This window comes from Microcystis sp. M49636_WE2, from assembly GCF_030065375.1.
Classification (GTDB): Bacteria; Cyanobacteriota; Cyanobacteriia; order Cyanobacteriales; family Microcystaceae; genus Microcystis; species Microcystis aeruginosa_C.
Window position 1 is genome coordinate 1 of sequence record NZ_JASJFG010000932.1, and the last position, 8897, is coordinate 8897.

Below are 8897 nucleotides of genomic sequence, written 5' to 3' on the forward strand. Positions count from 1 at the left end.
GAAATTAAAGCCGGGGTGATGATGGCGAACATCATCTGATAGACCATAAACACTTGATGGGGAACGGTGGGTGCATAACCGATATTGTCAGGTGCGGCGGCGGTGACTCCGTTGAGAAAAATCCAATCCAGACCACCGATAAAAGCTTCAATCCCTTCACCAAAACCACTTTTACCCGGGGTGACATCAAAAGCGAGACTATAACCCCAAAGCACCCAAGTTACACCAATTACGCCCATGGCTACCAAACTCATCATCATGGTGTTGAGGACGTTACGCGAACGTACTAAACCCCCATAAAAAAAAGCCAGTCCGGGGGTCATTAATAAAACTAAAGCCGACGAGATCAGCATCCAAGCGGTATCTCCAGCACTAATCGGATTGGGGGGAGCGGCGGCGATGGTTTCCGCAAAAACTGGGGCAACTCCGCAATTGAATCCCAGTCCCAGCAAAAGTATGGTTATTCCTACGATCTTTTTCATTGACGGTTGGTGCCTAGTAGCAAGATTAATTTTCTCTGTCCGGAAATAGACAAAAAAACGAAAGAGAAAAGGTTTAGAAGGTAATTGTAGCCACCGATCGCATCGGGGCGAGGCCTTCTTCCTTTTCTCTTTAACTTTGTCGGGGATCTAATTAATCTATCTTTACAAGGTTCACCCTAACGACTGCTGGGCGTTTCCATGTCAACACTGGAAGCATAATAGCCACCAGTAACGATATCGGACTCCTTGACGAAACCGCTATAGGCTTCCATTCCGTGTTCACCCACATCCAAACCTTCCATTTCTTCTTCGGGAGTAACACGAATACCGAGGGTAGCCTTGAGGATTGTCCAAACAATACCACTAACAATCAGGGTAAATGCCCCTACTGCCACAATCCCGATAATTTGGTTAATAAACAGTTGGAATTGACCGGTGATTAAACCGGCATCTTTGTTGAAGATACCGACGGCTAAAGTTCCAAACACACCACAGACGAGGTGAACAGAAGTGGCACCCACGGGGTCATCAATTTTCAGGTTATCGAAGAAAGACACCGAGTAAACCACGACTACACCGGCAATTAAACCGATGATTGCCGCCGACCAATAGGAAACACCATCACAACCGGCAGTAACGGCTACTAAACCGGCAAGAATACCGTTAATAATCATCGAAAGGTCGGGTTTACCATCTTTCGCCCAAGCGGTAAAGGTAGCGGCAATGCCACCGGCGGCCCCGGCGAGGTTAGTGGTGACAGCGATATAGGGTACAGTTTCATTAACCGCTAAAGTAGAACCGGGGTTAAAACCGAACCAGCCAATCCAGAGAATTAAACAACCCAGGGTCGCGATGCTCATGTTATGGCCGGGTAAGGCACTGGTGCGACCGTTGATGTATTTACCCATTCTCGGGCCGAGAATTGCCGCCCCGGTTAAGGCAGACCAGCCACCGACCGAGTGAACCACCGTCGAACCGGCGAAGTCTTTAAAACCAAGGTCAGCTAACCAACCGCCACCCCAAACCCAGTGACCGGTGATCGGGTACATGATACCGACGATAATTAAGCTAAAAACAAGGAAATCGACGAATTTAATCCGTTCTGCCACTGCCCCAGATACAATGGTTGCCGCCGTTCCCGCGAAAGCGACTTGGAACAGGAAGAACACTGAGGTGGGCAAAGAGGCAGGCATAACGTAGGTGGCGGGATCGCTACTGCTAAGGAACCAGCCTCCTGTACCGAAAAATTCGTTACTGACAGACCCAAACATCAGGGAGAAACCGATCGCCCAAAATGATATGGTGGAGAGGGCGAAAACGATCAGGTTTTTGGCCAGAACGTTAACGGCGTTTTTCTGGCGACAGAATCCCGTTTCTAGCATCGCAAAACCCGCGTTCATAAAGATCACGAGGATGGCGGCAATTAAAACCCAGATTGTATTGAGGGCGTTTTGCACATCTTCGGGGGTTAGGGGTTTCGCATCTTGGGCTTGTACGGCCGTGTTCCAAACCACGAAAATAATCGCGGACAAAGGAACACAGGCTAACCAGACAGGGTTAATTTTCGGTAATAAACCGACAAGTTCCCCAGATTTTCGAGCAATTCGTTTCATCGTTAATTCGTTTACTTTGTTGAGTTAGTAGGTCGATTCATTACTTTTGAAAATAATCACCGAGCAATTATGTCCGTTCAACCGCTAAATCCTAGGAACAGAGGTCAATCATTTCAGAAGACCAAACACCTAGGGATTTATCTTGATGTGTGAGTAGTCAATGTTTTTTGATCTTTGTTTTTTTTTATTTGAGATTTCTGTATCCTCTGATACGTTTCACTTTAAAATAATAGTAGTAGAGAAGTGATCAATAATTCAGTTATCAGCTTTTTAGCTATCAGCCATCAGCCGTCAGCTTTTTTCCCCCGCTCCCTATCTCCCCTCTCCGGCGCTCCCCTCTCAGCCATCTCCCAATTCATAATTCATAATTTATAGTTCCCGCTCCCCATCTCCCCATCTCCCCATCACCCAATTCATAATTCATAATTCATAATTTATAATTCCCACTGATCACCGATAAAGTCTCCCCTCATTATGGAGAAATAAACCATGGCCCAGGCAACGGAATTCGATCGCACAATGATGCAAAGATGTCTAACCCTTGCTAGGCAAGCCTTGGGGCGGACTTCTCCTAATCCTTTGGTGGGTTCTGTGATCGTTCAAGAGGGGACAATTATCGGCGAAGGTTTTCACCCGGGGGCCGGACAACCCCATGCGGAAGTTTTCGCCCTGAGACAGGCAGCAGAAAAAGCGCGTGGTGCCACTTTATACGTCAATCTTGAACCCTGTAACCACTATGGACGTACTCCCCCCTGTAGCGAGGCAATTGTGCGAGCAGGCATTAAAAAAGTGGTGGTAGGGATGATCGATCCTAATCCCCTAGTGGCGGGGAAAGGCATTCAAAGACTAGAATCGGCAGGGATCGAGACGCTGGTGGGGGTGGAGGAGTCCGAATGTCGTCAACTCAATCAGGGTTTTATCCATCGCATCACCGCTAAAAAACCCTTCGGTATTCTCAAATATGCCATGACTCTCGATGGCAAAATTGCCGCTACTAGCGGTCATAGCACTTGGATTACTAGCCCCGCTTCTCGCCAAATCGTCCATCAATTGCGATCGGCTTGTGATGCGATTATCGTCGGCGGTAGCACTGTCCGTCAAGATAATCCCCACCTCACCACTCACGGCCTCTCTGATCATAATCCCCTGCGCGTGGTCATGACTCGATCGCTCGATTTGCCTCCCTCGGCCCATCTTTGGGATACCAGTCAATTTCCCACGCTTGTCTATACACAAATTGATTCTAATGTCAAGCTTAAGCAACAATTATTAACAAAAGGCGTGGAAGTGATCGAACTCACCGAGGTGACACCCACTTTAGTGATGGAAAATCTTTATCAGAGGGGATTTTGTCAGGTTTTGTGGGAGTGCGGCGGCGGTTTAAGTGCAGCCGCAATCGCTGAGGGCATGGTACAAAAAATTATCGCTTTTATCGCGCCCAAAATCATCGGGGGAATCCAGGCACCTACTGCCGTGGGTGATTTAGGATTCCAGTTAATGAGTCAAGCTTTACAGCTAGAAAATGTCACGGTTAATTATCTCAATCCCGATATTTTGATCGAGGGATATCTGCAAAGTGAACAGTAGAGCTACTGCAATTCCCCCTCAATCAGCAAATCTCAACCAACCGCTTGCAAAAGTCACAAAGTCATCAATAACCCCGATAATCTGGCAATTAACCCCGATTTTTGCGAGCGAGTTCTAGAAATCGCCCCGCTGCCGTTAAATCCCTTTATCGGTACGGTTATCACCCTAGAGGAAGTTGGGCAATCGCTCTGTGATCAATGGTGCCATTATCGAGCAAAATAAAAAAGTTAGAATAGTCAAACCCTTAGTGATTGAACGTATGACGGTACTCGAAAAAGGTAATATCACGATTCATACCGAGAATATCTTCCCTATTATCAAAAAATCCCTCTACACTGACCATGAAATTTTTCTGCGGGAATTGATATCTAATAGTGTTGATGCCATCTCGAAATTAAAAATGGCTTCCTTAGCAGGAGAAGCGAGAGGAGAAGTCCCCGAACCAGAAATTAATCTCGCCATCGATAAAGAAAATCGTACCCTATCAATTACCGATAATGGCATCGGGATGACGGGGGAAGAAATCAAGAAATATATTAACCAAGTTGCCTTTTCCAGTGCGGAAGAATTTATCAATAAATACCAAAAATCAGCCAACGATTTAATCGGTCATTTTGGCCTGGGTTTTTATTCGGCCTTTATGGTGGCTAAAAAAGTAGAAATTGATACTCTTTCCTATCAAGAAGGTGCCACCCCAGTCCATTGGTGCTGTGATGGTTCTCCGGAGTTTGAACTAACCGCTTCTTCCCGCAGCCAAATCGGCACCACTATCACCCTAACTTTAATGGATGAGGAAGGGGAATATTTAGAAGCTGCCCGCATTCGCCAGTTAGTCAAAACCTACTCGGATTTTATGCCCGTTCCCATTAAAATTGATGGGGAAGTGATTAATCAACAACGGGCTTTATGGAAAGAATCTCCTCAAAATCTGACGAAAGAAGACTACCTAGAATTCTATCGTTATCTCTATCCTTTCCAAGAAGAACCTTTACTCTGGGTACATCTGAATACCGATTATCCTTTCTTGCTCAATGGCATTCTTTATTTTCCCAAACTCAGACCAGATGTAGATGTCTCAAAAGGACAGTTAAAGTTATTCTGTAATCAGGTTTTTGTCAGCGATCATTGCGAGGAAATTATTCCCGATTTCCTGATGCCCTTGCGAGGAGTTATCGATAGTCCAGATATTCCTTTAAATGTGTCTCGAAGTGCTTTAACCAAAGATCGTACCGTTCGCCGTATTGCCGATTTTATTGCCAAAAAAATTGCTGATCGCCTCAAATCTCTCTACAACGAAGACGCAAAAGAATATATTCGTTGTTGGGAAGATGTGGGAACCTTTATTAAATTTGGTTCCTTGAAAGAGGATAAATTTAAACAGCAGGTAGAAGATATTTTAATCTATCGCACTACCTACAAACCCCCAGAAACCACAGTACAAGTGGAAGTGCAAACCGCCGAAGGTGACGCATGGCAAGAAGCAACGGCGAAAACTCCCCTAGAAGCGATCGAACAGGAAGGTTATACTACTCTCAAAGCCTACCTAGAACGCCATAAAGAACGCCACGAAAATCGAGTTTTTTACTGTACCGATCCTCGTAGCCAATCCACCTACGTTGAACTCTACAAAAATCAAGGGTTAGAGATCCTCTTCTTTGATTCTTTCATCGATACTAATTACTTTATTCCTTTCCTAGAAAGAGAATACTCCGATGTGAAATTCACCCGGGTTGATTCTGAATTAGACTCGACGCTGCTCGAACAGGATCAAGCTAGTGAAATTATCGATCCCGGTAGTAATAAAACCCGGGCTGAATTGATCAAAGAAATCTTCGCCAAAGCCCTCGATAATTCCCGCATCAATATCAAAACTGAAGCCTTGAAATCCGATGATCCCCAAGGTACTCCCCCGGCAATTGTCTTACTTCCAGAAGCGATGCGACGCTTACAGGAAATGACGGCAATGATGCAACAAAAAGCCATGGCTTTCCCCGAAGAACATATTCTGATGATTAATACTAATCATCCCTTAATTCAACAGATTGTCCAGATTAGTCAGGGAAGTATTGTTACCGGTAGCGGCGAATCTCCATCGGCGCAATTAGCGAAAATGCTCTGTCAGCACGTTTATGATTTAGCTTTAATCGCTCAAAAAGGATTTGATGCCGAGGGAATGCAAGCTTTTGTGGAACGTTCCAATCGCGTTCTGACTAAGCTAACCGAAAAGATTTAATCTATTGCCAAACTTTTGCTGTTTCGATATGCTGAGAGTGTGTTAATTCACACTCTATTTTTTTAACCCGATCAATATGATCTAACGATAAGCTATCTTGCCGCCGTCAGCCTTGAATAAGTTATCAGTTATCAGTTATCAGTTATCAGTTATCAGTTATCAGATGTAAGTTTTCAGTTCACTTATACTGTTTACTGTTTACTGTTTACTGATAAGTAGGGAGGCACAATTATTTGTAGGATGGGTTAGGGGTAGCGTAACATGAGCGGGCGTTGGGTTTCATGCTTCAACCGTTCGGCAAAAGCTCACGGACGAAGCCCAACCTAGGTTCTGTTTACTGTTTACTGATAACTGATAACTGATAACTGATAACTGAAAAATGCGCTTACCCACCCTCAAATATGAGCGAGGAACCTTAATTCTCCATCCACCACCAAAAGGGAAAAAATGGCTAGATTTTGCCACTTGGGATGATCGTATCGAAAGATTTCGCATTTTGGCCATTCATTATCGTCCTCTCGTGGAAACTCTACAGGAGGAGGGTATTAACTTCCAAGATGAAGCAAAAGCTTTTAACAATTTAGAATTAATTGCCAGTTTTGAACGGGAACCCTACCCCCACCAAACGGAAGCGTTAATCGCTTGGAAAAAATCCCAGAGAAGGGGTGTTATCGTCCTTCCCACCGCTGCTGGTAAAACCTATCTTGCCCAATTAGCTCTACAATCGACTCCCCGCAGTACCTTAATTATCGTGCCGACTATTGATTTAATGCACCAGTGGTATGCCCAGATGTTGGCGGCTTTTCCCGATGCCGAGGTGGGATTATTAGGGGGAGGTTCTAAGGATAATAGTGCTATTTTAATCGCCACCTATCAAAGTGCGGCAATTTATTCAGAAACTCTTGGCAATCGTTACGCTTTTTTGATTTTTGATGAATGTCATCATTTACCATCGGATTTCTTTCGGAAAATAGCGGAAGATTCGATCGCACCCTATCGTTTAGGCTTAACAGCAACACCGGATCGCGGTGATGGTAGTCATCAGGATTTAGATTATCTTATCGGTACAATTGTTTATCAAAAAAGTCCCCAAGACTTGTCAGGAAAAGCCCTAGCTGATCATGAAATAATTCAAATTAAAGTGAAACTATCCGCCAAAGAACAGGAAAAATATCAAGAAGCAATTAAGATTCGTAATGATTTTTTAAGAAGAAATAATCTCAGTTTGTCTGGTTTAGATGGTTGGCAAAATTTTGTCATGATTAGTGCCAGAAGTAGCGAAGGGCGCCGGGCGATGTTAGCGCACCGGGAGTCGAAGGAAATATCCTCCGGAACCCAGGGAAAATTGCGGATTTTAGCCGAGTTAATCTGTGAACACTATCCGGAACCAATTTTAATTTTTACCAACGATAATGCCACAGTTTACCGCATTTCCGAGAGCTTTTTAATACCTGCCATAACCCATCAAACTCCCGTGAAAGAACGCCATGAAATCCTGACCCGTTTTCGTCAGGGAGAATACAAAATTCTGGTGACTTCCCATGTTCTTAATGAAGGGGTTGATGTGCCGGAAGCAGGCATCGCGATTATTTTATCGGGAACCGGTTCCACTAGGGAATATATTCAGCGTTTGGGACGGGTTTTAAGAAAAGGCCAACAAGAGGATAAACGGGCGATTTTGTATGAAGTGATAGCCGAAAATACCACGGAGGAAAAAACCTCCCAACGACGACGGGGAGAGCAGAAAAATAAAACTAGCTATAAAACCGGTAATCGACAATTGGAATTATTGCCTTCTCCTCCGAAAAAATCTTTTTCTTTCCCGAAAGCTGCCGAATCTTCTACCCCTTGGGTAAGTTCTCCAGAGTCAGAGGAAGAATAGAAAATTTCTCTGGGGGATTTTCCTCTATAATAAAGGTAAGTAGGTAGGTGTTAAAAGTTGTCAGACACCCCCCTTATCAAGGGGGGCAGGTGGGATCCCCCTTATCAAGGGGGGCAGGGGGGATCCCCCCGCCTATCGGCACCCCCCTTATCAAGGGGGGCAGGGGGGATCCCCCCGCCTATCGGCACCCCCCTTATCAAGGGGGGCAGGGGGGATCAGAGGCAAAATCTATCTTCAATTTAATTATAACTACTTACTTAAAAAATCTAGATTAATACCCCTATGACCGAACTTGCCCAACAAAAATGTCAACCTTATCAATCGGGTTCTTCTCCTATCACTGCCGAGGAAATTACCGCTTTACAGGCTAAAATTCCCGATTGGAATCTCTTAGAATACGAGGGTATTCCCCGTCTGCAAAAACTCTATAAATTTGCCAATTTTCAAGGGGCAATCGCCTTTACTAATGCCGTGGGAGAAGCGGCGGAAAAAGAAGGCCATCACCCCGCTTTATTGACAGAATGGGGCAAAGTTACCGTTTCTTGGTGGACCCATGACGTGGGCGGATTACATCAAAATGACTTTATCATGGCTGCCCGTACCGATGATATTTATCGAAAATTTGGGTCTAAAACCCCGTCCTTTAGCGTAGCGGAGGACGGCTTGACATTTCTAGCTAAATAGCTTACATAGTAGATGTAGTTTGGTAAGCAAAACGCTAAAAGCATTCAAGTACAGAATCTATCGTGCGACTCGTTCCTACCAAAAGTCTAACAGACGTGGGTAGGACAAGGTTGAGAACCTTGATAACTCAATAACCGTGAAGGTGAAAGTCCTTCCCTCCAGATGATGGAGTGACAGCATAACCCCTTCCTGTGGAGAACGGTCATCAAAATGGGAAAAGCGGGGTTAAATGGCAGTAAAGATGAATCTGACATCAAAACCTGTCTAGCATCTAACTAGGGCTTGCTGAATAAATCTAAAAACCTTGTTGGATAAGGCTTTTAGACTTTTTTGACCTCAAAAAGTGCCGACCATTGGAGGGATCGGGGGTAAAATTCAGGTACTTTTTCCCTGAAAATTAGGTAACTGACTACCTC

At 44.7% G+C, this 8897-nt stretch carries 5 protein-coding genes and 1 pseudogene; 4 read left to right on the top strand and 2 right to left on the bottom strand.

The features are described from left to right. Positions 1-482, bottom strand: a pseudogene (locus PX484_RS21360) (ammonium transporter); the annotation flags it as partial. A gap of 176 nt (positions 483-658) precedes the next feature. After that, entirely contained in the window at positions 659-2095 is a 1437-nt protein-coding gene (locus tag PX484_RS21365; protein WP_288105417.1) for an ammonium transporter, read from the bottom strand. Between the two features lie 489 nt (positions 2096-2584). Here PX484_RS21365 and ribD point away from each other — a divergent pair, with 489 nt between their 5' ends. The 4 genes from ribD (at position 2585) to PX484_RS21385 (ending at position 8481) form a co-directional block, all read left to right on the top strand. Next, complete coding sequence (gene ribD / locus PX484_RS21370; protein WP_288105419.1) at positions 2585-3682, top strand: bifunctional diaminohydroxyphosphoribosylaminopyrimidine deaminase/5-amino-6-(5-phosphoribosylamino)uracil reductase RibD; 1098 nt, start codon at positions 2585-2587, stop codon at positions 3680-3682. Positions 3683-3941: 259 nt separating this feature from the next. Next, positions 3942-5915 carry a molecular chaperone HtpG gene (gene htpG / locus PX484_RS21375; protein ID WP_287667277.1) on the top strand — a complete coding sequence of 658 codons (1974 nt, stop codon included), beginning with the start codon at positions 3942-3944 and terminating at the stop codon, positions 5913-5915. Between the two features lie 379 nt (positions 5916-6294). After that, positions 6295-7797: a DEAD/DEAH box helicase gene (locus tag PX484_RS21380; protein ID WP_287667150.1), complete on the top strand. Its 1503-nt coding sequence runs from the start codon at positions 6295-6297 to the stop codon at positions 7795-7797. A gap of 282 nt (positions 7798-8079) precedes the next feature. Then, positions 8080-8481 (top strand): 4a-hydroxytetrahydrobiopterin dehydratase, encoded by a 402-nt coding sequence (locus PX484_RS21385; RefSeq protein WP_002801753.1) that lies wholly within the window; start codon positions 8080-8082, stop codon positions 8479-8481. The last annotated feature ends 416 nt before the right edge of the window (positions 8482-8897 follow it).